A 26,292-nucleotide genomic window follows, 5' to 3' on the forward strand; every position below is an offset into this window, starting at 1 on the left:
CCCACCCCGGACAAGGTGCGGCCGACCCGGCGGGTTCCGCCAGGTCGGCCGCACTCGTTTCGACCGTCGGTGATCAGACCTGGTACCAGGAGCGGAAGGCCTCTCCCGGCGAGGGCTGGTCGATCGCCCAGGTAGTGCCTGCGGCGTCGGTGGTGGTGACGATCATGGCTCCGTTGTCGAAGAGCATGACGCGCGGGTCCCCGGCGAAGATCATGCTCTGGTTGCCGAGGTAGGTGCCGGCGCTGAACCCGCTGGTGGGGCCGCTCTGGCCGAACAGCACGATGTGCCCGTCAGCCGTACGGGCGACGATGTTGACGGTGCCGCCGGCTCCGGCGGACAGGACGATGCTGGTGGCGCCGCCGGTGCCGCCGTTGAGGCTGATCCTGTACCACTCGCGGAAGGCCGTCCCGGGCCCGGCCTGGTCGATGCCCCAGACGTCCCCGTTGACGTCGATGGCGGCCACGATCATGCCGCCGCTGGCGGCCGTGGTGACACTCGGATCCCCGGCGAAGACGGGCGAAGTGGTGCCGAGGTAGTCACCCTGGCTGAACCCGCTGGTCGGGCCGCTCTGGCCGAAGTAGCCGATGTGCCCGTTGGTGGTGCGGGCGAACAGGTTGAGCGTGCCGCCCCCTGCCGGGGACAGCACGGAGGCGGAGCGGCCCGTGAGCCCGCCGCTGACGCTGACCTTGGACCAGGCACCGAACGCGGATCCGGGTGCGGACTGGCTGGTCGACCACAGGTCGCCCGCGGTGTCGACAGCGGTGACGATCATGCCGCCGCCGGCGGCGAGGGTGACCGCGGGGTCCTGGGCGAACACCGGCGCGGAGCTGCCGACGTCCGTTGCGGGGCTGAAGGACGCGTCGGGGCCGGCCTGGGCGTAGTCGATGATCCGGCCGGTGCGGGTCCGGGCGAAGATGTGCACCGTGCCGCCGGCCGCCGGCGACAGGATCGGCGCCGGGTCACCGGTGTGGACGCCCTGGGGGCTGAGCTGGTACCAGCTGCGGAAGCCACCCGTGGTGCTGGTCTGGTTGGTCGCCCACACGCTTCCGTCGGCATTGACCTTGACCGCGACGAGGGTGCCGTTGGCGGCACGAGTCATGGTGGTGGCCGGGCTGCGCAGGCTCTGTCCGCCGTCGAGTGCGGTGACGGTGTGCAGGTTGCCCTGGGAGGCCAGGCGCGGCAGCCCGAGCCCGGTGGGTGTGCCCGGGTACATCAGCAGGCACCCGGTCGGGCAGGTGGTGGTCTGCGCGGTTCCGTCGGCGGTGTAGTACGTCACCGCGGCGGCGGGGTCGGCCGACGTGGTCGCGAGGACGTCGCCGGTGGCCTGGCCCGGGGTCGGGGTGAACAGCGGGTAGCCCTTGCCGCTGTCGGTGACGCTGCCGTGCAGGTTGCCCGGCGACGTGATCAGGGGCCGGTGCTGGGGGTCGAAGCCGGTGGCGTAGATGGTGCCGGTGGCGGGGCTGCCGACCTGGTAGCCGTGGCCGTCGGCGTTGCGGGCCCCGAGGACGAGGCGGATGCGTCCGTACTCGCTGTCGCTCGGGTCGGTGGTGTTGCGTCGGGCGAGCAGGTCGGGGATGCCGTCGCCGTTGACGTCGCCGGGGGCGAGGACGTCGTAGTCGGCCCAGCCGGCGGCGGAGACGACGGTGCCGGGCTTCAGCTTGTTGGTGCCGGTCTCGGCATCGAGGGGGCCTTCCTTGGTGCCGCTGTAGAGGGTGAGGGTGTCGCCGTCCTTGGCGATCAGATCATTGCCAGGAAGGTTGTCGAGGTTGCCGGCAGCGACGATCTGGCTGGTACCCGACCAGTCGCCCCCGCTGGGGTGGACCAGCTCGGTGCGCTTGGATTCGTCGGGGGCACCCATGCCGTTGCCGGGGTAGAGGTAGAGACGGGGGCCCTGCTTGACGAGGAAGTCCTCGTAACCGTCCCTGGTGCGGCCCGGGCTCTGGCTGGTGAAGTCCCCGCGGTGGGTGATCTGGGCGCCGGACCAGCCCGGGTTGGCGACGGTTCGGGGTTGGTCGAAGGTGCCGTCGCCGCGGCCGGTGTAGAGGAGGAGTTCGCCGGTACTGGTGGCGACCACCAGGTCGGCGTGCCCGTCACCGGTCAGGTCGCCGCGGCGGTCGCCTTCCAGGGTGGGGTCGGTGGCATCGTGGACGAAGTTGTCGGTGGCGGTGGTGATCAGCGTGGTACTGGAGTTGGGGCCGCCATCCGAGCCGTCGTAGGGGGAGAGGTTGCCGGCCTTGTCCATGGCCTGGACGGTGAGTTGGTTGGTCGGCCACATGGTGGGGGTCACGGACACGGTCGCCGTTCCGTCAGGGCCGGCATCCACCCAGGTTCCGCCGCAGCCCTGGTTGACCACGGGAAGGGGCTTGTTGAGGGAGTAGCAGAAGCCCTTGAGGCCGAACTGGTCGCTGGAGGCGAACTTGACCGTGCGCGGGGTGCGGGGCGGGACTACCCCAGTGTCGATGCTGTGGCCGTCCGCGGAGGTGACGGTCGGCTTGGTCGGAGGCGTGCGGTCGACGTTGAATCCGCAATCGCGGCCGAAGCCCGTGACGGCGATGCCGTCTTCGGCCTGGACGTGCCACTTGTAGCGGCCGCCGTCGCGCAGCTTGTCGGCGTTGAGCCTCATGATGGCCCAGGTGTCGTTGGGGGTGAAGGCCCGATCGATCAGGATGTACTGCCCGGTGTCGTGGTCCCATGCCTCGAACTTGGCGTTCAGATCGGCATCGTTGTCCGGGTCGGAGATCCTGGCGGTCATGACGAGGTCGTTGCGCCCGATGGTGGGCCAGGCCGCGGGGTCGCTGATGCACGGCACGTTGACATTGCTACTGCTGCCGGGCGTCCACTGGCTCTCCCACGCCGCGTAGTCGTGGAGGACGGGCGGGCGGTTGTAGGTGATCTCAAGCCACGGGTTGTTCTTGAACCGCTTGTAGCTGTTCTTGTTGCCGAGGTAGTTGTCCGGCGTGCGCAGCCCGAGGGTGACGATGCCGTCGCCCCGGTCGGCGGAGCCCTGGACGACAGCGCGCAGGGCGTCGGTGCTGTAGTCCTGGCCCTCGACTCCGGGGCAGAAGCTGGGGTTGCCGTGGGCAAAGGCCTTGGCGCCCAGGAGCCAGGCCCAGGAGGCCTGGCTGTTCCAGGTCGGCGTCGTCTGGTTGATCGGTCCGGTCGCCCAGAGTTCGGTGTTGCCCGCCGCAGCCGGGTCGCAGCCCCACGAGTGGGTCTCCTCGACGTGGAAGGTCGCCGACATGATGGTGGCCCCGGCCAGGCCCTGGGTGTTCATCTCGAAGTAGGAACGGGTGTTGCCGCTGCCGTTGTAGCCGACGCGCGGCTCGTCCGCAGGATTGTCCGAATGCCAGCCGTTCCCGTCCGGGTAGGCGTCGTTGGGCGTGGCGGAGTAGACGACCGCCCAGCGGTTGCGCCAGCCGTCGGTGAACGTCGGGTCGATGATGACCGGGAACACGGTGTCCGGGCCGTGCAGCAGGCCGGCGTCCGGGGTCAGCCGCAAGGTGTCCGAGGTGATCTGCGTGGCCATCGTCTTCGGCGCGTGCTCGGCAGTACTGGGCGTTGCCGGGCTCGACGGTGTGACGCTGTCGGCGGACTGCACGACCGCTGCCGGTGCCGACTTGGACCTCAACGAGGTGGCGGTTGAGGTGGGCTGCTGTGCGGTGGCAGCCGGGGCATGGGAGTCCCACATCCGCGGGGCCTCCGCCGTGAAGACCGTACCGCCGGAACCGTCGGTCGCGGCGATCCGGCCGTCCTTGCCGGAACCGAGCGTGATTCCCGCGGTCTTGAGGCCGTAGGTGACCTGGGCCAGGCGCGGATCGTCCGCGGCCTGCCTGGTCTTGACGACCAGCTGGTGGGCGAAGCCGTCGCTCTCGGCCAGGACCTTCAGGTCCACACCGGGCAGTACCTCGCGGTACAGGGCCGTGCTGCCGTTCAGTTCGGGCTGGGGCAGCGGCGTCGGCCAGGTGATGGCGAGGGACTTGCCGTCCTTCTGCATGGTGGCCAGGGGAGTGCTGCCGCCCGCGGAGAACGTCATCGGGAAGACGGACGCCTTCGGGGCGATGCTCTCGTCGGGACGGCGTTCCAGCGTGGCGTCCGCCGGCTGCCACTGCCCGGCGACCTTCGCGCGGACCGGTCGTGCATGCCGACGCAAGGTGAAGCTTCCGTCAGGGTTCGCCAGGAGCTCGCTCGACTCGTCCTGTCGCTCCGCAACATCGACTGGCTTTCCGAGCTGATGCGCTTTCAACAATGCTGCTTGTTCAGGGGTGTTCGGTCGAGGAATCGCGGATTGACTTCCAGTGTCCGCGCGGGCGGGAAGCGGTCCCATTGCCGCGAATCCGACGGTGGCCGCTGCGATCAGCGCGGCCACCGACTTCCGGGTTGTTCGCCCTATTCGGCGGACGTTGTGTCGGTGCATCCCCTTCACTTTCTGTGCGGTTCGTGGGCGCCCCCATCATGCAAGCGAGGGGTGACGATCCGGCGGGGTGTGAGGCGGGCGGTTCTGGCAGGAGATGGAAATCAGATGCCACATCGTGATCACACTGTGCGGAGAGTGAGCGTGGCGAGGGAACTTTGTGCGACAAAACCGCCCTATGCGGGCCGGTGTCACTGTGCAGGCGTGTCGCTGAGTGTGTGAAGGAGTTACAGAAGAGAGATAAATGCTCTAGAGCAAGCTGCGTGATGATCAATCAAAGCTCCTCTTGTCGGCGGGCCTTGGTAGCGTCCCGCCGGGTGTGATCGCACCCGCACAACACGACCAAGAGGAAGAAACGGATGTATCCATCCGACACGGGCGCCTCGCCCGGACCGCGAAAGCGTCGGTCCGAGGCAATAACACGCCCGGTGCTCCGTAAAGTCGCACCCATGGCGGTGACGGCTCTGATAGCCGCGGCCGTGCAGATTCCGGCCGTCGCGGTAGCGGCCGACGGCGACTTCAAGCTGCCGCCCGTCCAGCACGTCGAGTCCGTCCCGCTCGCCAAGGTCGAGGCGCACCGCCCAGACCCGAAGTCGGCCCAACCTCCGACCGCGCCTCCGGCGGCGGCATGGCCGAAGCCGGGGCAGGCCGAACTCGCCCTCCCGGCAACCTCGGCACAGCGGCCGACCGATCAGGCCAAGGCACCGGGACTGCCGCTGACCGTCGCCTCCGTCGGAGCAAGCCCGGCGGCAGGTGAGCAGCCGAAGATCCGCGTCGCGCTGTCCGACCGTGCCGCGGCGGCCAAGGTCGGCCTCGACGGGGTCCTGGTCAACCTGCAGCCGGTGGCCGGCAGCACGGCCCCGGACAAGGCCCGCGTGCAGCTCGACTACAAGGCCTTCCACGAGTCGTTCGGGGCCGATTGGGGCTCCCGCCTGACCTTCGTGCAGTTGCCCGCGTGCGCGCTGACCACTCCGGACCAGCCGCAGTGCCGCACGGTCACGCCGGTGGCCGCCTCGAACGACACCAAGACCGGCACCCTGACGGCCGACGTCGCGGTGCCCGCACCTGCGGGCCAGTCTTCCGGAGGCGCCGTGAAGGCCGCCCTCAGCCAGGCGTCGGAAGCGTCGGTCACCGGTGCGACCGTACTGGCCGCCACGGCCGGGGCGTCGGGGCCGGACGGCAACTACAAGGCGACGTCGCTGTCGCCGTCCAGCACCTGGTCGGTGAGCGGCAACACCGGCTCCTTCAATTGGTCCTACCCGATCCAGTTGCCCCCGGTGCCTGGTGACCTTACCCCCCACGTCACCATCGGCTACTCGTCCGCAGCCATCGACGGGCGCACCGCATCCACCAACAACCAGTCCTCGTGGATCGGTGACGGCTGGGACTACAACCCGGGCTTCATCGAGCGCACCTACACGGGCTGCGTCGGGGACAAAGGCTCGGGCAGCAACGCTCCCGCCACGGGCGGTGACCTGTGCTGGAAGTCCGACAACGCCACGGTCTCGCTCAACGGCAGCAGCTCCGCGCTGGTGCGCGACGACGCCACCGGCACCTGGAAGCTGTCGAACGACGACGGCTCGCGGGTGGAGAAGCTCAACGGCAACGCGACGGACACCGCCAACGGCGACACCGACAACGAGTACTGGAAGGTCACCACGACCGACGGCACCCAGTACTTCTTCGGCAAGAACCGCCTGCCCGGGTGGAGCAGTGGCAAGCCCGAGACCGGGTCGGCCCTGACCGTGCCGGTGTTCGGCAACCAGCCCGGTGAGCCCGGCTACGCGCCCGCGTTCAAGGACTCCTCACGTGACCGGGCCTGGCGCTGGCAGCTCGACTACGTCGTGGACCCGCACGGCAACGCGATGGCGTACTTCTACGACCAGGAGAAGAACGCCTACGCCAAGAACATCGGCGCCTCCACGGGAACCCCCAAGGCCGACGCCGCCTACACCCGCGCCGTCACGTTGAACCACATCGAGTACGGTCATCGAGCCGGCCAGGTCTACAACGCCTCGCCCGCCGGCAAGGTCACCTTCTCCACCGCCGACCGGTGCGTGGCGGCCGACTGCTCCTTCACCAAGGCCAATGCGGCCAACTGGTACGACACCCCGGTCGACCAGTCCTGCGACAAGGACCAGGACTGCCGCAACGGCGCCCCGACCTTCTGGTCCAAGAAGCGCTTGACCGGCATCAGCACGCAGGCCCGGCAGAGCGACGGCAACTACCGGGACGTCGATGCCTGGAGCCTGGACCAGGACTTCCCCGCCACCGGTGACAGCGGCGGCCGGGCGCTGTGGCTGAAGTCCATCACCCGTACCGCCAAGGCCGGTGCCACTGCGCAGACGCTCCAGCCGGTGACCTTCGGCGGGGACCTGCGCCCCAACCGGGTCGACTCTGCCGAGGGCCGTCCGCCGATGAACCGGTACCGGGTCAACCGGATCACCTCCGAGACCGGTTCCAACACCGACATCAAGTACACCGGCATCGACTGTGTCGCCGGCGCTCTGCCCATCCCGGACAGCAACACCAGGCGCTGCTACCCGTCCTGGTGGACCCCGGAAGGCGCGGTCGACCCGGTCCTCGACTGGTTCCACAAGTACCTCGTGGACACGGTCACCGAGCACGACCTGGTGGCCGGCTCGGGATCGCCTGACAAGGTCACCAACTACGAGTACCTCGACGGCGCGGCCTGGCGGCGCGACAACTCCGAGTTCACCCCGGACAAGGAGCGCACCTGGAACGACTTCCGCGGCTACCAGCGGGTCCGCACACGGGTCGGCGCCTCCGGCAAGAGTCTGACCGAGACGGTCTACTTCCGCGGCCTGGACGGCGACACCCTCGCCAACGGGCAGCCGAGGCCCGTCAGCCCCCTCCAGGGCTTCAAGGACAGCAACGAACTCTCCGGCTTCGCTCGCGAGAGCGTCGTCTACGACAAGGACGACCAGGACGGCGGCAAGCCCCTCACCAGCACGGTGAACAACCCCTGGCTCCGAGGCACCGCGAGCCGGGCGGTGAAGGCCCTGCCCAGCAAGGACGGCAAGGCCACCTCGACCCCGCCGGGAGAGGCGGGCCGCCCCGAGGCCGCGGCCATTCCCCCGTTGACCGCCGCGATGGTCCGCACCGAGAGCGTGACCACAAAGGCGTTCCAGCCGGACGGCAGTACGGCCCGCACGCTCCGCGAAAGCCGTGCCTTCGACGACTACGGTCAGACCACGACGGTCTCCGACGAAGGCGACACGAACGTCTCCGGTGACGAGCAGTGCACCCGCACCACCTACGTCACGCCCGACACCACCAACTGGCTGATCTCCTACCAGCAGAACGTCCAGACCAGCAGCACGCTCTGCTCGACGACCGCCACGCCGGCGACCGTCACCAGCGAGGCCAGGACGGCCTACGACGGCAAGCCCTTCGGATCCGCTCCGGAACCGGGCAAGGGCAACGCCACCACGACGGAGGCCCTCGACCGCTTCGACGGCAGCAACCCGCACTACCAGACGGTCACCACCACCGCGTACGACCAGTACGGCCGTGCAACCTCCGTCAAGGACGCCAACAACGCCGAGACCACGACGTCCTACACCCCGGCGAGCGGCAGCCAGGCCACCGTCGTGCAGTCGACCAACCCCAAGAAGTTCACGACCATCACCACCTACGACGGCCTGCGTGCCCTCCCGGTGAAGGTCGTCGACGCCAACAGCCGTACCACCTACGTCGATTACGACGCCCTCGGCCGCACCACGGCCGTGTGGAACCCCGGCCGGGACAAGAGCGCTTCGGCCAGCGCGACGTACGCGTACACCATCGAACCCGGCAAGCAGCCCGCCGTCACGACCAGGACCCTGCTGGAAGGCGGCGACTACCGCACCAGCATCTCCCTGTACGACGGTCTCCTGCGCCCGCGCCAGGTCCAGGAGGAGGCGCACGGCGGCAGCACCGCCCACAACGGTGGCCGCAACATCACCGACAGCTTCTACGACAGCCACGGCCGGGTCTACCGCGCCAATGGGGCGTACCACGCCGACGGCGTTCCGGAGGCAGCGCTGTGGATCGGCCTGGACAACAAAATCCCGTCGCAGACGGAGACCGAGTTCGATGGGCTCGACCGGCCCACCGCTAGCATCTTCAAGTCCCTGAATGTGGAGCAGTGGCGTTCCACCACGCGCTACGGCGTGAACTGGGGTGCGACCACTCCGCCTGACGGTGGCACACCCACGCTCACCATCACCGATGCCCACGGCCGAACGTCCGAGGTGCGGCACTACAAGAGCGGTAGCCCGGATTTCGACGCGCCCGCGTCGGCGTACGAGACCCTGAAGTACACCTACAACCCAGCCGGCAAGCTCACCCGGTTCACCGATGCCGCAGGCAACGCCTGGAGCTGGGAGTACGACCTGCTCGGCCGGCAGACCAAGGCTGTCGACCCGGACAAGGGCACCACCACCAGCACCTACAACACTGACGGCACGCTCGCCACCGTCACCGACGCCCGGGGCAGGACGCTCGCGTACGCCTACGACGTCCTCGGTCGCAAGACGACGATGTTCGACGGCTCCACCACCGGGACGAAGCTCGCCGAGTGGGCCTACGACACCCTGCCCGGCAGCAACGGCCTGGCCACCGGCAGCACCCGCTACGAGAACGGGAAGGCGTACTCCACCGCCGTCACCGGGTTCGACGGCGCGGCACGGCCCACCGGATCCACCGTCACCATCCCGGACAGTGAGGGGCTGCTGGCCAACACCTACAGCACCTCCCAGAGCTACACGCCCGATACCGGCCTGGTTGACACCACCACCTATCCGGCTGGCGGCGGACTCCCGCAGGAGACCGTTCGCCGGAACTACACCCCGCTGGGCCTGCCCACCACGGTCAGCAGCGACCAGGTCTACTCCCAAGGCAACTCCTACTCACCGTTCGGCCAGCTCACGCAGAGCACCATCGGCCGTTTCGGCTCCGACGCCTTCCAGACCTACACCTACGAGGACGCCACCCAGCGCCTCGCCCAGGTTCAGACCGACCGTCGTAAGAGCGGGCCGCAGACACTCGACAAGAAGACCTACACCTACAACCCGATCGGCAGCATCACCCGTGTCCGCGACGACCGCGACGACTCTGCTGTCACGGACACCCAGTGCTACACCTACGACTTCGCGCAGCGCCTGACCAACGCCTGGTCGTCAACCGACGACTGCGTGGCCAAGCCGACCACGGCCAACGGCCCGTTCGTCGGCGGAGTCGACCCGTACTGGACCAGCTACACCTACGACGCGGCCGGCAACCGCACCCAGGCGACCAACCGCACAAGCGGCGCCGCGCCCGGCCCGCTCATGGACACCACCAAGGTGAGCTCCGTCGCCATCGCCGGCGACGGCCAGACCGCCTCCGTCGCGATCTCCGGCGGGCAGGTCTACCTCGCCCAGCAGCGCACCAACGGAACGTGGCGCAACTACGAGAACCTGCACACCACGACCCAGGCGGGCCCGCTCGGCGCTCCGGTCGAGCACGTCGCAGCAGTCTGGGCCGACAACACCCTGCAGATCATGGCCATCGCCGGCGGCAGGGTCTGGCACACCCTGCGCAAGCCCGACGGCTCCTGGCAGCCCTGGGGTGACGTCACCGGCGTCGTCGGCGCCATCGCGAACCCCAACCAGCTGTCCCTGTCGGCCACCGCCTCCGGGCTGGAGGTCCTCACCTTCTCCGATGGCCTGCTCAAGCACACCCTGCGCAGGCCGGACGGTACCTGGTCGGCCTGGGGCAACGTCTATGGTGAGACCGGCAGCCTGACCGGCGCCACCCGCGTCACCAGCGCGGCCACCGGCACCGGCCTTGAGGTCATCGTCGTCGCCGGAGGCAAGCTCTGGCACACCGTCCGTTACAGCAACGGCAGTTGGCACTCCTGGGGCGACGTCTATAGCGTCGTGGGCAGCCTGGGCTCGCCTACCGACATCACCGCCACCGCCACCGGCGCCGGACTCGAAGTCGTCACCACCGTCGACGGCACGCTCTGGCACACGGCCCGCAAGCCCGACGGCAACTGGTTCCCCTGGGGCAACGTCAGCCAGGTCGTCGGCCAGCTGAACCAGCCGCTGTCCGCAGCAGTCGTCAGCTCCTCGGGCGACCTCAAGCTCATCACGGCCGCCGGCGGAGCCCTCAACTACACCAAGCGGTCCTTCACCACGGGCAGCTGGCTTCCCTGGGCGCAACTCACCCAGACCGCGGAGAACCAGCAGAGCGACCAGACCCAGCGCACCTCCACCTACCCCGCCCCAGGAGGCACCCGGCCGCACGCCCTCTCCCGGGTTGATATCACCGGCACCGACGCCCGGACCGACACCTTCACCTACGACGAGGCCGGCAACACCGTCCGCCGCGTGACCGCCGACGGCGATCAGTCCCTCGAATGGGACACCGAAGGCCACCTCGCCAAGTCCACCGTCGCGGGCAAGAGCACGACCTTCCTCTACGACGCCAACGGCAACCGCCTCCTGCGCCGTGAGCCCGACTCGGTGACCCTCTACCTGGACGGCCAGGAACTCAAGCTCGACAAGACCGCCAACAAGGTCACCGCCACCCGCTACATCACCGTCGCCAACGCCACCATCGTCAAGTCCGACGACGGCAGCCTCAACTACCTGATCAACGACCAGCAGGGAACCGCCCAACTCACCATCAGCGCCGACAACCTCGCCTACACCCGAGGCGACACCACGGCCTTCGGCACACCACGGGGCAAGAAACCGGCCTCCTGGCCCACCGAACGAGGCTTCGTCGGCGGCACCAACGACGCCACCACCGGCCTCACCCACCTCGGTGCCCGTGAGTACGACGCAGCCAACGGCCGCTTCGTCTCCGTCGACCCCATCCTCGACCTCTCCGACCCGCAACAGATCAATGGCTACGCCTACGCCAACAGCAACCCCGTCAACAAGAGCGACCCCAGCGGCCTCCGCCCGGAAGGCGTCTGCGGTGGATTCGGCACCTGCACTGACGACAAGGGCAATATCACCACCGAAACGTTCAAGCTAGAGCGGGACGGGTCCTGGACCGAGAATTACTGGAACGCGTGGAGCGGGAACAAGGAACACCCCAACGTCGTAAGCAAGCACGTCTTCATCATCTACCGCGGCGGAACAATCAAGCTTTCCATGAGCTCTTCGACTCACTCCAGATCGTTCCCGGACTGGGCGCCGTAGGCGCTGTCGGATCCGCTGCCATGGACGCCTACGACGGCAACTACGCGAGCGCAGCCCAGAACCTCGCAGGTGCCATCCCCGGCGAGCGTGTCTTCGCACTGGCCGGAAAGGCCGGCAAAGCTGCTATGACGGCCGAAAAGGCCGAGGACATGGCCGACAGGACGGCTGATGCGCTGTCCATGATCTCGTGCAGTAACTCCCCGGCCAGCGCCACCCACAGTTTCCCGCCCGGCACGCGCGTTCTCCTGGCCGACGGCACGACCCAGGCGATCGAATCCCTTCAGCTCGGAGACCAGGTCCAGGCAACGGACCCGACGACGGGAGAAACCGAACCCAAGTCGGTCATCCGCACCATCCGAACACCAGATGATCAGCACTTCACCGACCTGCAGCTCCAAGTCAACGACTCCAACGGCGACCCCGGAGCAGTAGAGAACCTCACCAGCACCCAGCACCACCCGTTCTGGGATGAAACAACCAAAAAGTGGACCAACGCCGCCGACCTCACCCCCGGCGACAAGGTCCGCACCATAGACGGCCGCACTCCCACCGTCCTGGCAGTAAGGAACTACGACACCGCCCCCCAGGTCGCCTACGACCTCACCATCGCGGACATCCACACGTACTATGTGCTGGCAGGCACCACGCCGGTTCTGGTGCACAATTGCGGCGATGGCGGCTTCAAGAATTCCGTTTCTCCAGATGAGATAACAGAGACGAATCGCGGATTCGGTGGGTTGGTTGCGGAGCGTGGAACTCCCGAGAATACAATGATCAACGCGAGTCGCTACGGCAGCTTCTGGGAGAAGTCGGCGGTGGTGATTCGAGACATTGCGGGTGGCCACATGTTCGACAATGGAAACAAGCGCACTGCTCATGCTGTCGTATCTCAGCTGATGGACCGTAACGGCATCACCAGTGGGCCGACTTCAGATGATCTATGGAGCGTTATATCCAAAGTCGCTACCCCGAAAAAGGCAGGTCACAGCATGGATGTTGGGGAGATCGCCTCGATGCTACGAGGGTATTGACGGGAGCGGTGATGGTGGATATCGAGCTACTCATGGATCAGCTGGGGAGGGCTGGCGTCACTGTCCTCCTCAAGGTTGACCATGAGCGTATGCAAACAGGGCACAAGCCCTGGACGATGGTGATGTCAGGGCCGGGGCTGGGTGAACGCGAATTGATTCGCACAGACGCGCCCACTCTTCAGAATTGTCTGAAGTACTGTCTTCGAGAGCTGAGCACGTGTCCCGGCGATTGGGGATGGCTGGAGCTGTATTCGTAGACACATGCCAGAGGCCCCGCCGAAATGAATTTCGGCGGGGCCTCTGGCATGTGTGACGGCAGTAGTTGACGGCAACGTCAACGGACGGGTGCTGCACAAAGCGGCGGGTCGTCGCCGTCGTCGGGTTCGCCGGTGGCCTCCAAGGGGTTGCGGAGGGCGCGTCCGAGGAGGTCGATTGCGTCGCGCTGGAGGCGGAGCCTGACGTGGGCGTACACGGTCGCGGTGACGCCGATGTGGGCGTGGCCGAGGAGTTCCTTGATGACGACGAGTTCGACACCCTGTTCCAGGAGAAGTGTCGCGGTCGAGTGCCTCAGGTCGTGGAACCGGATCGCTCGCAGGCGGGAGCAGCGGAGCAGGGCATTGAAGTGTCGTGTGAGAGTGGAGGGTTCGATGGGGTGACCGTCGGAACGGGTGAAGATGAGGCCGTTGTCCGCCCACTCGGCGCCGGCTTGCTGCTTCTCGCGGGCCTGTCGGTCACGGTGCTCGTGGAGCGATGCGACGCACGCGGCGGGGAGGGCGATGCGGCGTTCTGAGCTGATCGTCTTGGTCGGCAGGGTGGTGAGGCCACCGGTACCGGTGCGCTGGAGGGTGCGGCGGATGCTGGCGGTTCCGTCGTCGAGGTCGAGGTCTTCCCAGCGCAGGCCGAGGACTTCGCCCTTGCGGAGTCCGGTGCGCAGAGCGAGTTCGAACAGCGCGTGGAGGCGGTGGTTCTGTGCGGAGGCGAGGAAGGCGCGGGCTTCGTGGGCCGTGAGGGGGTTGAAGCGGCGGGGCCGGGGTGTGCCGGTGCGAACGTTGCGGGCGACGTTGCGCAGGATCTCTTCCTCGCGGACGGCGTGCTCCAGGGCGGACTTGAGGACGGAGTGGATGTAGGCGAGGGTCAGCGGGGAGAGGCGCTTGTGGCAGCAGCGGCCGATGGCGCAGCAGCGTGGGCGGCGGTTCGTCTGGGCGTTGGGGTTGCGACCGGCGTCGATGCCGCGTGCGCAGCACTGGCAGACGGTGCGCAGCTCGTTCAGCCAGGTGCGGACGTCCTTGGCTGTGAGCTTGGCGAGCTTCTTCCGGCCCAGGCCGGGGATGAGGTACTGGTGGACGACGGCGGTGTAGCGGGTGTGGGTGGTCTCGCGGAGCTGGTGGACGGCGACGTTCTCCAACCAGTACGTCAGGAAGGCTGCGAGGCTGCCCTGGGCGGTGACGACGGGGACGCCGCGGTTGCTGGCGGCGATCTTCTCCGTCAGCTTGGCCAGTGCTTCCGCCCGTGTCATGCCGTAGACGCTGACGCGCTTGCTGGTGTTGCCGGGAGCGAGGACGTAGCCGGCGGCTTCCCAGCGGCCGTCCTTGCGCTGGTAGACGGTGCCGTCACCGTTGGCGCGGACGCGGCGCGACGCGGCAGGGGTGTTGCGAGGTGTGGTCATCAGGCGGCTTCCTGGTCGAGTCGGGTGTGGATGAGGTCGGCGAGCGCGTGGGCGGGGATGCGGCGGGCTCGGCCGAGGGTGAGGGAGGCGAGTTGCCGGGTGCGGATGAGGTCGTAGACGGCGGAGCGACTGATCTTGAGCCGGTCCATGACCTCGGGGACGGTGAGGAGTTCAACGCCGGCGCTCATTCGGTGGCCCCTCGCCGGCCGGCGCGGGTTGACCGGTGACCGGGGTGACCGGGCTGGTGACCGCCGGATTGACCGGGGCCGTCCGGCCGACGTCCGTTGGGCCGGGTGGGCCGCTTGGCTTCCAGGAGGTCGGCGAGGTGGGCAAGTTCGGGCAGGAGTCCGGTTCCGGCGTACTGCCAGTGCGAGAGAACGAGGGTTGTGCCCGTGCCACGCTGACCGGCCCCGTCGCGGTGACCGGCACAGTGACCGGCGGTCAGGCCGCCGTGGGCATTGCGGTCACTGCCTCGGTCACTGACCGGCTGTCGGCCGGTGGACACGACGTTGTCGGCGTCGGTCTGCGCACGGCACGGGCCTCCGGCAGCCGGGGCGGTGGTGTCGGGTTGGCGGGTTCGCCAGGCGGTGCGTTCGGCTCGGAGGTGGGTGAGGGTGGTGGAGTAGTGGCCTCGGAAGCCGAGCATGTGGGCCCACTGGCGCAGGCGGAGGTGGGCGTGATCGGGGCGTGCGCCGAGATTCCAGGCGGTGTGGATCATGCGGCGGGCGTGGTCGGTGATGTCGTGCTGGGCGAGTTCGGCGAGGAGGCGGAGGCGGCGGTCGAGGGTGCCGGTGGTGGTCTCGGCGCCCTTGGTGGCGTACTTGGCGATGTAGGCGGCAACGTGCCGGTCGGTGACTGGACTGTCGCCGGTGAAGTCGGTGCCACGGATCGGGCGGACGTCGATCTGCCGCCCGAACCGGAACACCAGGCGCCCCGCCCGGTCAGCGCCCTGGACCCGGGTCGCGTTCCCGGCGGGCTGCGGTCGTTCCCGCCTAGGCTGGCCTTCGTGCGGGACGCGGGCACGCCTGGCGGCTGTGCGGACGGCGTGATCGAGGAGCTCGGTGGTGGCCCAGGCGGGCGGTTCGCTTGCGGGGCCGGTCGGTCCATCGAGGCGGATGACGGCGTGGAAGTGGACCTGGCCGCGCTTTTGGTACTCGGCGACCTTGGCGTAGGACAGGGTGGCGTGGTGTCGCAGGGTCCGCTGGGTGAGCCCGGCGGCTTTGGCGATCTCGCGGCGCAGATGGGTGGTGAAGCGCGCCCACAGGGCGGGGGCGTGCGCATTCCACAGCACCGCGCCCGCGTAGTCGTAGCGCGCGGGGTCGAGCGGGGTGCCGAGAAGCGGGTCGTCGTCGGCATGGCACTGGCCGCAATGGCAGCGGCCGGTGTCGGGCCGGTTGTGGACAGGGCCGAAGCCGGGCGCGGTGAGCGTGGCGAACACGCGCGGGTGGGCTGCGACGCTGGTGGGGACGGTCTTGCCGCCGCGCAGTCCGGCGGCGATGAGCTGGTAGGTGTCGTAGCGGTAGACCGTCGAGCAGGCCGGGCAGCGGGTGACGCGGCGGTTGCCGCAGCGGACCAGCAGCTCGCCCGCCGGGAGCTGCCGCGCGTCGAGGTGGTCGAGGACCTGGCCCGTCGCGGCGTCGACGCGGGTGCGGTGCCCGGTCAGGCGGATCGGACGGGCGCAGCCGCCGAGCCCGCCGACCTGGCGGGCCAGGTGAGAGGTACCCGGCGGCGGCGAGCTTCGCCAGCCGGGCGGTCAGCCGCGCCCGGCGCTCCAGCGCCGAATCCCTGCTCGCGGACGCGTCGGCCGTGACCGTGACAGCGTGCATCGGCGTGGCGCACACCCCGTTCGCGGGAGCGAAAGTGCTTGCGGTAGACGGGAGGTGGAGCTGCGCGGGCATGCGGGACAGACCTCCGGCAGAAGCGATGAGGGGACGAGAGGTGGCGGAGCGGAGGGCCGAAGTGATCGGCTCACAGGGGATGGGGAGTGGCGCCTCATGGCGGGCGCGGGCGCTGGGCCGGGGACGGCTGGTCCGGTCGGCGGGGGCGGTGGTGATCACCGGCGGTGCGTGAAGGTAGCACCGTTCCACGGGCGCATTCAAGTGCATCCCTCCTCATTCCTTTCTTCGGGCGGCGGGACGCGGGTAGTGTGGGGCCGGTTTCCCGGTTTGGACGGGCCGGAATTCGCTGATAGTGGGCACGAAAGGCGGGAGTGGCGGGCGTGGTGGCGATGCGGCGCGGGCGCAGGCCGGCGGGCGGCGGAGTGCCGTTGACGTTCGAGGTCATCGCCGAGACCCTGCGCGAGCAGATCCGCTCCGGCGGGCTCAGGCTGGGGGACGCGCTGCCGACGCAGAGCGCGTTGATGCGGGAGTTCGGGGCCTCCAGCCTGACCGTGCAGAAGGCCATGGCCCTGCTGAAGCAGGACGGCTGGGCCCTCTCGCGCCCCGGCAAGGGTGCCTTCGTCGCCCGCCACGACCAGGCCGACGCTGATGAGCTCGACAGCCCGAGCCGGGAGACCGTGCCCGCGGGCGGGACGGCGGCCCGCGTCGGGGCGCTGGAGCACGCGCTTGCCGGGGCGGTCGAGCAGCTCGCCGACCTCCGCGCCCGCATCGAAGCCCTGGAAGCGGGCGGCACCGAGCGAGGCCGCTGACCCGCCGTGCGGGGACGCTGGTCGGGGCAGTGCGTTCAGATTTTCTCTACGAGGTTCAAGGCGGGCTCCGCCCGCTGGAGGTGGCCCGCCGTCGCCGACCGACCCAGGGCTGACTGGCCCCGAGGTCTTCACGGGTGTCGGCGAACAGTGGTCCACCAGGTCGTGAGCGGGGGGCGACTGGTGCCCGGTGGGAGCAAGTTGTGGGGTAAGCGCTGCTTACCCCAGCACCGCCCAGGGTCGGAGCAAGTTGTGTCCTATGGACTCCTTGCCCGCGTCGCGGAGCAAGTTGTCGCCTGCGACCGTCCTACGGTCGGATCGCGGGCACGGGGTCGGCCAGGGGTCCGACCCTCCGTTTCCACCGCCGGGCCCGCCGAGGGCGGTGTCCGACGCCGCCCCGGCTCCGCAGCGCAGGCTCCCCGCCGACCCACGACCGCTCCTGTGCCGAGCGACCACACCGTGCGCAAGCCCGCCGAGTGCCGAGACGCCCGCAAGCAGCAGTCCGAACTCGCCCCCCGCGCGATCGGGGCGATCAGGACGCCAGCAGCTCGGCGACTTCGGGAACGTCGCGGAACGCTCGCAACCGGTCCAGGACGATCCGTGCGCGCTCGGTGGTGCGTTCGCTGCCGCTCTGCCCCAGGGAGAGCATCCGGCCGGCGGTCCCGGCTGCGGCCTCGGGCTCGTTCGCGTCGGCGTAGGCCACGGCCAGCCAGGACAGGTACAGCGCCAACTCCCTCGCGTGACTGGCGTCATAACGACCCAGGACGTCCGTCAGCAGCGGTACGGCGCGAAGCGGCCGGTGCAGCTCGGTGTAGACGCGGGCCTCCATGACCTGGAGTTCCCCAGCGTCCATCCAGTACAGGTACGAGGGCGACTCGGTACCGGCCGAGTCCTTGGCCAGGGCCTCGCCGGCTTCCCCGAGCGCGGTCATCGCTGCGCGGTCCTGGCCGGCGCGGGTGTGCGCCCAGGCCACCCGGTCCAGGTACAGCGCGCGGGCCTTCGCCGGAGCATCGGGGCCGGCCTCTGCCACTGCGGCGGCAGCCAGGTCCACCGCGTCGCGGGGGCGTCCGGTGTTGCTCCACTGGTAGGCCAGCGAACCCGCCACGTTCCCCGACAGCACCCCGTCCCCGGCGGCACGGGCGGCACTGATCCCGAGTTGGTAGATCCGCTCGGCCTCGGCATGCTCGCCCGCGTCGGAGGCGACCCAACCGGCGATCTGCGCCAACTCGCCAATCGTCCGTAGCAGTTCACGGCCCACCTGCTCGGTGTGGGTGCCCTCGCGGTAGAGCGTGACCGCCGTCCGCAGTTCCCGCAGGGCCGGGGCGATCAGGTCCTTCCCGTACACCACATCGTCGGCCAGCCGGAGCCCGTGCACCCGCCGGGCCAGGTCGGTAACCTGCCCGGCACCGATCCGGCGACCAGTTCGCGCCGTCAGCGCGGACAGCGGGTCGCTCTCGGGCAGGAAGTCGGCGACGGTCAGCGCACGCGGCACGGACTTGGGGGGCTGGACTGCCTTCGCCGCTTCCAGCAGCTCGCGCGGCACCTCCAGCACCAGGGCGAGGAAGGGCAGCCACTCCCGGGGGGACCGCGTGCCGATCTCCCAGCGGGACACGTCGTTGCGCGTCGGAGGAACGCGCTCAGGAGCAGCATCGGCCAGCGCCTCGGCCAGCCGCCGCTGACTCCAACCGCGCGCCAGGCGCAGCCGCCTGACCAGTTCCCCGACCGTCTCCCGCACCAAGCCAGCTTGGCAGACACGGAGGCAGACACGCTGGCTACTCCGCAAGGTTCGCGCCAAAGGGGACCCTGATCAACAGCCACAGCGGAGCCGACCACGGGCGGGCACGATGAACCAGAACAGCAGCCAAGCGGAACGCCTGCCTCATCGGAGTGCGGAGTCTGCAGGGGAGGGGCCTCGGTTGCTCCCGTGGACCTCCCCGGACGGGAACCCCTGCTACCTGAGCACCGACGGTAGGGGGTACCTCTCGACCCTCGCCGACGACATCGAAACGGTGCAGATCAGCATGGGTGAGGAACTGTTGGAGTACGCCCGAGGCGTCCTGGCACCTGGTGCGCCCGTACGGCCGGCCGTCGAATACCGCTGGCTGGCCTGCCGCCTGACCGAGGCCCTGTCGGACGTGCTCAGAATCGCGGACTCGCGCGGGCAGCGCATCCCCGCCCCACAGGAGGCGACCGAGGGTGCCCGGCCTGACGAGCACAACTGATGGCCAAGTCCGCGACACCACCACGGCGGTAGACCTTCGAGACCCGATGACGCGACAGAGGCAGAGGACCACACTGATGGGGACGACCACCCGCTACCGGTTCCGCGAGTACAACGTGACCACCGACCCGGACCCCTTGGCGCTGCCGACCTTCGAGGCGCTCTGCGTCACCGGCGAAGAACAGGACTGCGCGGCCGCGTCCGGCGAGATGCACACCCCCGATGACCTGACGCGCTGGATCGCCGGACACTGCGCGCAGACCGGCCACCAGTCCTATCGGCAGACCACCCACACCATCGTCCGTGCCGAGCCCGGAGCGTGGCAGTAGGATCACGCGCGCAGCCGATGACAGCACAACTGGTCTACACCTCTGACGGCAGTAGCGACGGCAACAACCACGGACTTCGGCGCACATCCACGGACACCAACGGACCGTCAAACCACCGTTGACCTGCGAAAAGGCAGGTGGAGAGGGGTCGCGTAGCACACGTACTATGTGCTGGCAGGGGCCACGCCGGTCCTTGTCCATAATTGCGATGGAACGGCGACCATCCATTACGATCCTGAGCAGGGGAGTGATGGGCACGCCATCATTCGGATAGACATGGCAGACGGGCGATCGGCCACGACAGAAGCCATGCCGCAGGGAAGGCCTAGGTCGCCTGGCAACTATTCTGGGCTCCCAAATGTGGGTGGGGAGGCGTATCTAGAGGACATGGGGCCGAAGACCGTATCCAGGACGTTCAATCTTCCCAATGCGGAGGCTGCTTGGAAAGCCCAGCAAGGCTCCATCGACACGAACTTCGGCCCCTATGGTCCCGGTAACAACTGCGTCACGTACTGCGTAGCCATATTGCGGGCGGGTGGAGTCGAGTTGCCGGAAGGCGCGAGGGGCGTGGCTACATTGCGACTCGCCCTTAGGAGGGGTTAGTGAGGAGATTGATCTTCGATGTATGTTCCGCCACCTGCTCTTAGAGTGCTGGCCGAGATCATCGTTAGTGCGAACGTGGGTGAAATTCATCTTCGGCGCGCAGGAGAGGTCTTGGTTGCGCGAGCCGAAATGAATGACAGGATCCTTGATCCAGGCAAGAAGAGTCGGATCTCGGGTGATCGTCTAGATGAGTTGCTTTTCAGCATCGCTGATGCAGAGGATGCGTACGTCGAGGCATGGCAAGCCTGTGAGGCGGGGACCAGAAAATGGCGTGATGCAGAGGGGCTGGTGGCGTTGGATAATTCGCTCAACCGTGCAGCCGATTATTTTCGCTCGGTTGCGTCTCAGGAGTAACTGAAGCTACATCGAACTCTGCAATGCTCTTCTATTCTGAAGGTGTCCTGCCTGGGAATTCCCTGGCATGGGAAGGCTCCCGGTCTATAGAGATCACAGCGGCCCCACTGGTCTAGTTCCGGTGGGGCCTCTGGGCGTCTGACGGCAGTAGTTGACGGCAACGTCATCCCTGAAGGGACGGGGCCGGTCAAGTGCCGGGCAGCTTGTTTTCCAGCTGTTCCGGCTGGTTTTGGGCGTACGCGAACACGGCGTCCCGTGGGTCAAGGCGGAGCGCCCGCAGGCGGAGCCGAGGACGAACGGCCTTGAGGTTGGGGCGTCGGCTCGCGACGATGTTGGGGCCGGAAGTGCTGGTTGGTTGCTGCTGCGTTCCTGGTGGGTTTGTGTTGGGGGTGTTTGGTGTCGTCTCCAGGGTCCGGACGGTGCCGGGGTGGGCAGGCCGTTGGCACGGCTGCCGGTCATCCCTTCGCCCCGGGTGGGGCATGGAGCGGTTCGGCGTGCGGCCGGGCGGGGTCAATCAGCGGGGCGACCTCGCCGCCGTGGCGGGGGTCAGACGTTGCACGACCTCGCGCCCGGACGCGGCAGTGTGCCTGGTCATGCTGCGGCCTTGCCTCGACGTAGGGAGCGGATCTCGCCGTCGCGCAGGCCGTAGTAGACCAGGGTCAGTAGTCTGCGGGCGACCGCGACGGTGGCGATGTTGCGGCCGCGTCGTTCGGTGATGGCGGCCCTGGTGGAGGTGAGCCAGCTGCCGGAAGGAATCCTCTGGACGGCCTCGATTGCGGCCCAGCGCACGAGGGTGGAGCCCTGCTTCGTGATGCGTCCTCGGTGGACCTTGGTGTCGGACTCGCGATGACGTGGTGTCATACCGGCCCAGGAGCACAGGTGAGCGGCGTCGGAGAAGCGGTCGACCTCGCCGATCTCGGCGACGAACACCGCCGCCAGGGTGGGGCCCACACCAGGCAGGGTCTGCACTGTGCGGTAGCCGGCGTGGGTGGCCAAACGGGCGCGCAGCCACCCGTTGGCGAGGTCGACCTCGAAGTCGTAGGCGTCGATGAGTCGCAGTGTGGCGTTGGCCCGGGCCGGAAGGGAGGTCCAGTGGCGCCGTGGCGAGGAGATCGCGACCGCGGACGCCGAAGATATCGCTGGCCGGCAGAATGATGCCCTGCTTGGCGAGGATGGCATGGATCTCCGCCTTCAGTCCGGATCGCAGGGCGACGCACTTGGCTCGATGCCGGACCAGCTCGCGCAGCTCGCGTACGGCGGGCGGGGCGAGATAGGCCTCGGGCAGGCGGCCCATCCGCAGCAGGTCGGCAAGATCCCCTGCGTCCCGCACATCGTTCTTCACGCGCCGGTAGGCGAAGCCCTTGATGCCGAGCGGGTGCGCCAGGTGGACGGTGGCGCCGGCGGCCTGGAGCACGTCCGCGGCCCAGTACCAGCCGTAGGTGGCCTCCAGTACCACGTCCGGGTCGGGCCCCGCCTTGGCGATCTGAAGGGCCAGCGCCACGGGGTCGTTGTCGATCCGGACGGTCTCCAGCAGTTCGCCTTGATCAGTCTGCCTCACGATAACCGAGCGGCGGCGGTGCAGGTCGATACCGACGTACTGCCGCCCGGCGTACTCTGCACACACAGGGGCCTCCATCGTTGTGCAGGTTGCATGGACAAGCCCAGTGTCGCCCGACGCCGGGGCACCCACGAGGAGCGGAGGCTCCGCCCCTTCATCGCATCAGCGGACGGGTGCTGCACCAAGCGGTGGGTCGTCGCCGTCGTCGGGGTCGGTGGCGGCCTCGGGGGCTTTCCGAGGGTACGGCTGAGGAGGTCGATGGCGTCGCGCTGGAGGCGGAGGCGGACGTGTGCCTACACGGTCGCCGTGACGCCGATGTGAGCGTGACCGAGGAGTTCCTTGATGACGACGAGTTCGACGCCCTGTTCCAGGAGGAGGGTCGCGGTCGAGTGCCGCAGGTCGTGGAACCGGATCGCCCGCAGGCGGGAGCATCGGAGCAGCGCGTTGAAGTGCCGCGTGAGGGTGGAGGGTTCGATGGGGTGACCCTCCGGGCGGGTGAAGACGAGGCCGTTGTCCGCCCACTCGGCGCCGGCCTGTTGCTTCTCGCGGGCCTGTCGGTCACGGTGCTCGTGGAGCGAGGCGACGCAGGCGGCGGGGAGGGCGATGCGGCGTTCGGAGCTGATCGTCTTGGTCGGCAGGGTGGTGAGGCCGCCGGTGCCGGTGCGCTGGAGGGTGCGGCGGATGCTGGCGGTGCCGTGGTCGAGGTCGAGGTCTTCCCAGTGAAGGCCGAGGAGTTCGCCCTTGCGGAGGCCGGTGCGCAGAGCGAGTTCGAACAGCGCGTGGAGGCGGTGGCCCTGCGCGGCAGTCAGGAAGGTGCGGGCCTCGTGGGCGGTGAGGGGGTTGAAGCGGCGGGGGCGGGGGGTTCCGGTGCGGACGTTGCGGGCGACGTTGCGCGGGATCTCTTCCTCGCAGACGGCGTGCTCCAGGGCGGACTTGAGGACGGAGTGGATGTAGGCGAGCGTGAGCGGGGAGAGGTACTTGCGGCAGCATTTGCCGATGGGGCAGCAGCGCGGGCGGCGGCCGGCCGGGGCGTCGGGCTTGCGTCGGGCGTCGATGCCGCGAGCGCAGCACTGGCAGACGGTCCGCAGTTCGTTCAGCCAGGTGCGCACGTCCTTCGCGGTGAGCTTGGCGAGCTTCTTCTTGCCGAGGCCGGGGATGAGGTACTGGGTGACGCAGGCGGTGTAGCGAGTGTGGGTGGTCTCGCGGAGCTGATGGACGGCGACGTTCTCCAGCCAGTACGTCAGATAGGTGGCCAGGCTGCCCTGGGCAGTGACGACGGGGACGCCGCGGTTGCTGGAGGCGGTCTTCTCGGTGAGTTTGGCGAGGGCGTCCTTGCGGGTGGTGCCGTAGACGCTGACGCGCTTGCGGGTGTTGCCGGGGGCGAGGACGTAGCCGGCGGCTTCCCAGCGGCCGTCCTTGCGCTGGTAGATGGTGCCGTCGCCGTTGGCGCGGACCCTCCGCGAGCTGGTGCCGGTGGCGGGGTTGTTGTCGTGGGTGGTCATCAGGCTGCCTCTGCGAGTTGGTGGTGGACGAGGGCGGTCAGGGCGTGCGCGGGGATACGGCGGGCGCGGCCGATGGTGATCGACGCGAGCCGCCGGGTGCGGATGAGGTCGTAGACGGTGGAGCGGCTGATCTTCAGGCGGGCCATGACCTCGGGGACGGTGAGGAGTTCGGCGTCGGCGGTCACGCGATCACCCCCGTCTGGATGGCGGCGGTCAGCGGGTCGGTGGTGTGACCGGCCGGGTCACCGGCGCGCCGCGCATGCCGGGGGCGGCTCGGTTGCTCGGGCCGGGGGCGCGGTGTGGTGGCCAGGAGGTCAGCGAGGTGGGCGAGTTCGGGCAGGAGGCCGGTTCCCGCGTACTGCCAGTGCGAGAGGACGAGGGTCGTGTTCGTGCCGCCGTGCTGACCGGCACAGCGACCGGCTCGGTGACCGGCGGTCAGGTCACCGTGGTCATCGCGGTCACCGTTCCGGTCAGTAACCGGCTGTCCGCCGGTGGAGACAACGTGTCGGCCTCGATCTGCTCAGGGCGCGGGCCGACGGCAGCCGAAGCGGTGGCCTCGGATTGGCGGGCTCGCCAGGCGGTGCGTTCAGTGCGCAGTTGGGTGAGAGTGGTCGAGCAGTGGCGGGTACGGGTCGAGAAGTGTCCTCGGAAGCCGAGCATGTGAGCCCACTGGCGCAGGCGGAGGTGGGCGTGATCGGGGCGGGCGGCGAGGTGCCAGGCGGTGTGGATCATGCGGCGGGCGTGGTCGGTGATGTCGTGCTGGGCGAGTTCGGCGAGGAGGCGGAGGCGGCGGTCGAGGGTGCCGGTGGTGGTCTCGGCGCCCTTGGTGGCGTACTTGGCGATGTAGGCGGCGACGTGGCGGTCGGTGACGGGGGCGTCGCCGGTGAAGTCGGTACTGCGGATCGCGCGGACGTCGATCTGCCGCCCGAACCGGAACACCAGGCGCCCCGCCCGGTCAGCGCCCTGGACCCGGGTCGCGTTCCCGGCGGGCTGCGGTCGTTCCCGCCGGGGCTGGCCTTCGTGCGGGACGCGGGCACGCCTGGCGGCTGTGCGGACGGCGTGATCGAGGAGCTCGGTGGTGGCCCAGGCGGGCGGTTCGCTTGTGGGGCCGGTCGGTCCGTCGAGGCGGATGACGGCGTGGAAGTGGACCTGGCCGCGCTTTTGGTACTCGGCGACCTTGGCGTAGGACAGGGTGGCGTGGTGTCGCAGGGTCCGCTGGGTGAGCCCGGCGGCTTTGGCGATCTCGCGGCGCAGGTGGGTGGTGAACGTGCCCACAGGGCGGGGGCGTGCGCGTTCCAGAGCACCGCGCCCGCGTAGTCGTAGCGCGCGGGGTCGAGCGGGGTGCCGAGGAGCTGGCCGCCGCGCGCCGCCTGGCTCTGGCCGAAGGCGTCCACGCTGTGACCCTTACCCAGATAGCCACGCTGGCGGGCGTCCACCGCGGCTCGATCATCGGCGTCTCCTCGATCCGCGCCGTCACCGTGGAACCCGCCCAGGGCATCTACTCCGCGACCAAGGCCGCCCTGGTGGCCCTGCTGAACACGGCGGCCGCCGAACTCGGCCCGCTCGGCGTGCGGGTGAACACGCTCGCCCCCGGGGTGGTCGAGTCGCCGATGACGACCTGGGCCACGTCCGACCCCGCGCGCTATGACTCGTACGCGGCCAAGACCGTGCTGGGCCGCTGGGCGCAGCCCGAGGAGATGGCGGGTGCGGTGGTGTTCCTGGCCTCGGACGCCGCGAGCTACGTGACCGCCGGCGTGCTCACCGTCGACGGCGGGTGGACGGCCGTCGACGGCCACTTCGCTCCACCGCAGTGAATCGGGGACGGGCCCCGGCCGCCACGGCAGCCGGGGCCACCGGTGTGGTCAGGCCCTGGGAAACATGGCCTTCGTCATCTCCTGCGCACCACCGATCGTGTCGATGACGACCAGGGGGTTGGAGTAGTCCCGCCAGTGGACGATCCGCCGCTGTCGGATCGTCACGATCGAGACGTAGTGCTGGTGGTAGGGCCTGCCGGTGGCGACCCCGGTGCCGTGGCCGGCGTACTCCAGGATCACCACGTCCGGGGTGGTGGTCGGGTAGACCTTGGAATCGCTCATGCGCTCCAGGGCGATGATGCGCCCGTACCCGCGGAACGAGTCGATGATCGCCTGGCGTCCGTGCAGCGCGGGCGGTGTGCCCGGGGGCGCGTAGAGGAACTCCATGACGACGTCGTCCGCGAACAGGTCGAAGTAGTGCTCGCCGTCGGTCAGACCGGCCAGTGACTCCTCGACCAGTTCCATGAAGGGGCCCAGGGCCCTGAACTACGCGTAGTCGACCATCGTCTCGCTCATCGTGTCTTCCGAATCCCGGCACGGGCCGCCGGCCGGCGGCCCGTGCTGCTTGCTGTCCGCGCCGCGTCAGACCTGGTTGTTCCACATCCGGAACATCACGCAGCTGCCGTGGTCGTCGAAGGTCACCGTCCAGAGGTTGGCGAAGGTGCCGAGCTCCTCGTAGGCGCCGGTGCCCTTGATCGCGGCCGTGTCCCCGTTGATCATGAGAATGGACCATTCGAAGTCCCAGCCGCCCTGTTGCCAGGCCTGGCGGGACTGCCAGCCCTTCACGATCTCCTCGCGGCCGATCCAGTCGGTCTCATACGGCCACTCGTGGTACTCCGCATCGGCGGAGAACAGGGCCGCGATGTCCTCGGGCGCGTTGCTGCGCCAGGCCCGCACGTACGCCTGGACCCAGTCGTTGACCTGCTGTTCGGTCGGCATCGCCGGCCTCCTTCGTCGTCG

General features: G+C 68.9%; 17 protein-coding genes and 2 pseudogenes. 7 read left to right on the plus strand and 12 right to left on the minus strand.

What is annotated here, in order from left to right; translation table 11 throughout:
* Positions 1–73: 73 nt before the first annotated feature.
* Positions 74–4,150, minus strand: a complete 4,077-nt coding sequence (locus tag CRP52_RS23395; protein WP_097238184.1) for an FG-GAP-like repeat-containing protein — start codon at positions 4,148–4,150, stop codon at positions 74–76.
* Between the two features lie 710 nt (positions 4,151–4,860).
* On the opposite strand from CRP52_RS23395, the gene CRP52_RS23400 reads away from it, so the two are divergent.
* Positions 4,861–11,610, plus strand: a complete 6,750-nt coding sequence (locus CRP52_RS23400; RefSeq protein WP_101948242.1) for an RHS repeat domain-containing protein — start codon at positions 4,861–4,863, stop codon at positions 11,608–11,610.
* A gap of 20 nt (positions 11,611–11,630) precedes the next feature.
* A complete protein-coding gene (locus tag CRP52_RS23405; RefSeq protein ID WP_097238186.1) occupies positions 11,631–12,641 on the plus strand; it encodes a polymorphic toxin-type HINT domain-containing protein in 1,011 nt (336 codons plus the stop codon).
* Positions 12,642–12,975: 334 nt separating this feature from the next.
* Here the strand turns inward: CRP52_RS23405 and CRP52_RS23415 are convergent, their stop codons facing one another.
* From CRP52_RS23415 to CRP52_RS23425, 3 genes are read right to left on the minus strand one after another with little or no spacing between them, the layout of a single operon-like run.
* Positions 12,976–14,307 carry a tyrosine-type recombinase/integrase gene (locus CRP52_RS23415; RefSeq protein WP_097238188.1) on the minus strand — a complete coding sequence of 444 codons (1,332 nt, stop codon included), beginning with the start codon at positions 14,305–14,307 and terminating at the stop codon, positions 12,976–12,978.
* On the minus strand, positions 14,307–14,495 hold the full coding sequence (locus CRP52_RS23420; protein ID WP_097238189.1) for a helix-turn-helix domain-containing protein: 189 nt from the start codon (positions 14,493–14,495) through the stop codon (positions 14,307–14,309). Before CRP52_RS23420 ends, CRP52_RS23415 begins: the two co-directional genes overlap by 1 nt.
* A complete protein-coding gene (locus CRP52_RS23425) occupies positions 14,492–16,018 on the minus strand; it encodes a replication initiator (protein ID WP_306458919.1) in 1,527 nt (508 codons plus the stop codon). Before CRP52_RS23425 ends, CRP52_RS23420 begins: the two co-directional genes overlap by 4 nt.
* Before the next feature lie 549 nt (positions 16,019–16,567).
* Here CRP52_RS23425 and CRP52_RS23430 point away from each other — a divergent pair.
* Positions 16,568–16,954: a winged helix-turn-helix domain-containing protein gene (locus tag CRP52_RS23430; RefSeq protein ID WP_257033114.1), complete on the plus strand. Its 387-nt coding sequence runs from the start codon at positions 16,568–16,570 to the stop codon at positions 16,952–16,954.
* A 529-nt stretch (positions 16,955–17,483) separates the two neighbouring features.
* On the opposite strand, the gene CRP52_RS23435 is transcribed toward CRP52_RS23430, so the two are convergent.
* On the minus strand, positions 17,484–18,686 hold the full coding sequence (locus tag CRP52_RS23435) for a helix-turn-helix domain-containing protein (RefSeq protein ID WP_097238190.1): 1,203 nt from the start codon (positions 18,684–18,686) through the stop codon (positions 17,484–17,486).
* A 181-nt stretch (positions 18,687–18,867) separates the two neighbouring features.
* On the opposite strand from CRP52_RS23435, the gene CRP52_RS23440 reads away from it, so the two are divergent.
* From CRP52_RS23440 to CRP52_RS37720, 3 genes are all read left to right on the plus strand, one after another.
* Entirely contained in the window at positions 18,868–19,173 is a 306-nt protein-coding gene (locus tag CRP52_RS23440; RefSeq protein WP_373560513.1) for a hypothetical protein, read from the plus strand.
* A gap of 76 nt (positions 19,174–19,249) precedes the next feature.
* On the plus strand, positions 19,250–19,501 hold the full coding sequence (locus CRP52_RS23445; protein WP_097238191.1) for a DUF7848 domain-containing protein: 252 nt from the start codon (positions 19,250–19,252) through the stop codon (positions 19,499–19,501).
* A 648-nt stretch (positions 19,502–20,149) separates the two neighbouring features.
* Positions 20,150–20,458, plus strand: a complete 309-nt coding sequence (locus CRP52_RS37720; RefSeq protein WP_143685813.1) for a hypothetical protein — start codon at positions 20,150–20,152, stop codon at positions 20,456–20,458.
* A 591-nt stretch (positions 20,459–21,049) separates the two neighbouring features.
* Here the strand turns inward: CRP52_RS37720 and CRP52_RS39795 are convergent.
* The 5 genes and pseudogenes from CRP52_RS39795 to CRP52_RS23465 all read right to left on the minus strand — a co-directional run bounded on the left by CRP52_RS39795 (position 21,050) and on the right by CRP52_RS23465 (position 24,912).
* Positions 21,050–21,637 carry a transposase gene (locus tag CRP52_RS39795; RefSeq protein ID WP_257032816.1) on the minus strand — a complete coding sequence of 196 codons (588 nt, stop codon included), beginning with the start codon at positions 21,635–21,637 and terminating at the stop codon, positions 21,050–21,052.
* Positions 21,638–21,683: 46 nt separating this feature from the next.
* Positions 21,684–22,094: pseudogene (locus tag CRP52_RS40855) on the minus strand (IS110 family transposase); the annotation flags it as partial.
* A gap of 215 nt (positions 22,095–22,309) precedes the next feature.
* Positions 22,310–23,518, minus strand: a complete 1,209-nt coding sequence (locus CRP52_RS23455; protein ID WP_097238192.1) for a tyrosine-type recombinase/integrase — start codon at positions 23,516–23,518, stop codon at positions 22,310–22,312.
* On the minus strand, positions 23,518–23,703 hold the full coding sequence (locus tag CRP52_RS23460) for a helix-turn-helix domain-containing protein (protein WP_097238193.1): 186 nt from the start codon (positions 23,701–23,703) through the stop codon (positions 23,518–23,520). Before CRP52_RS23460 ends, CRP52_RS23455 begins: the two co-directional genes overlap by 1 nt.
* A pseudogene (locus CRP52_RS23465) lies at positions 23,700–24,912 on the minus strand (replication initiator). Before CRP52_RS23465 ends, CRP52_RS23460 begins: the two are co-directional and overlap by 4 nt.
* Positions 24,913–24,915: 3 nt before the next feature.
* On the opposite strand from CRP52_RS23465, the gene CRP52_RS23470 reads away from it, so the two are divergent.
* Positions 24,916–25,332: an SDR family NAD(P)-dependent oxidoreductase gene (locus tag CRP52_RS23470; protein ID WP_179852899.1), complete on the plus strand. Its 417-nt coding sequence runs from the start codon at positions 24,916–24,918 to the stop codon at positions 25,330–25,332.
* Positions 25,333–25,380: 48 nt separating this feature from the next.
* Here CRP52_RS23470 and CRP52_RS23475 read toward each other — a convergent pair whose 3' ends face one another.
* Positions 25,381–25,797, minus strand: a complete 417-nt coding sequence (locus CRP52_RS23475) for a nuclear transport factor 2 family protein (protein ID WP_097238194.1) — start codon at positions 25,795–25,797, stop codon at positions 25,381–25,383.
* 117 nt (positions 25,798–25,914) lie between these two features.
* Positions 25,915–26,271 (minus strand): nuclear transport factor 2 family protein, encoded by a 357-nt coding sequence (locus CRP52_RS23480; protein WP_097238195.1) that lies wholly within the window; start codon positions 26,269–26,271, stop codon positions 25,915–25,917.
* Positions 26,272–26,292 lie beyond the last annotated feature (21 nt).

Origin of the sequence: Streptomyces sp. 1331.2 (genome assembly GCF_900199205.1) — a bacterium.
GTDB lineage: Bacteria > Actinomycetota > Actinomycetes > Streptomycetales > Streptomycetaceae > Kitasatospora.

Coding starts and splice junctions, on each gene's coding strand:
- CRP52_RS23400 (WP_101948242.1), top strand. CDS start 4,861: ATGGCGGTGACGGCTCTGATAGCCGCGGCCGTGCAGATTCCGGCCGTC.
- CRP52_RS23405 (WP_097238186.1), top strand. CDS start 11,631: ATGGACGCCTACGACGGCAACTACGCGAGCGCAGCCCAGAACCTCGCA.
- CRP52_RS23415 (WP_097238188.1), bottom strand. CDS start 14,307: ATGACCACACCTCGCAACACCCCTGCCGCGTCGCGCCGCGTCCGCGCC.
- CRP52_RS23420 (WP_097238189.1), bottom strand. CDS start 14,495: ATGAGCGCCGGCGTTGAACTCCTCACCGTCCCCGAGGTCATGGACCGG.
- CRP52_RS23445 (WP_097238191.1), top strand. CDS start 19,250: ATGGGGACGACCACCCGCTACCGGTTCCGCGAGTACAACGTGACCACC.
- CRP52_RS39795 (WP_257032816.1), bottom strand. CDS start 21,637: ATGCCATCCTCGCCAAGCAGGGCATCATTCTGCCGGCCAGCGATATCT.
- CRP52_RS23455 (WP_097238192.1), bottom strand. CDS start 23,518: ATGACCACCCACGACAACAACCCCGCCACCGGCACCAGCTCGCGGAGG.
- CRP52_RS23475 (WP_097238194.1), bottom strand. CDS start 25,797: ATGGAACTGGTCGAGGAGTCACTGGCCGGTCTGACCGACGGCGAGCAC.
- CRP52_RS23480 (WP_097238195.1), bottom strand. CDS start 26,271: ATGCCGACCGAACAGCAGGTCAACGACTGGGTCCAGGCGTACGTGCGG.